This window comes from Ochrobactrum sp. SFR4 (genome assembly GCF_019730395.1).
In the GTDB taxonomy this organism is placed as follows: Bacteria; Pseudomonadota; Alphaproteobacteria; order Rhizobiales; family Rhizobiaceae; genus Pseudochrobactrum.
Genome location: NZ_JAAPBB010001101.1, coordinates 1 through 250, shown reverse-complemented (window position 1 = coordinate 250; position 250 = coordinate 1). Strand labels below are relative to the sequence as shown.

Below are 250 nucleotides of genomic sequence, written 5' to 3'. Positions count from 1 at the left end.
ACATCCTGTAAAGTCGCTGGTCTGGTCGCACCACGCTCAGCAAAGAAAATCCGGCGCAGAGCTGCGGCTTCACGGGAGTCGCGGCGCTCAAGAAAAGTTTGGCGTTCAAAAGCCATAGCCTCATCAAACGGCAGGATTGTGCTGTGACGAACAGACTCCAAAGCCATGAGAGGCGCGCTGGCACCGCGCGCCGCTTTGCGGACACTCTCCTGTTGTGCCTGCCAGAATGTTTCATCGGCTTGTGGCGCAG

Annotated in this window: 1 pseudogene; it reads right to left on the bottom strand. The window is 58.0% G+C overall.

Annotated elements, in window-relative coordinates:
* Positions 1-250: pseudogene (locus HBA93_RS22450) on the bottom strand (3-hydroxyacyl-CoA dehydrogenase); the annotation flags it as partial.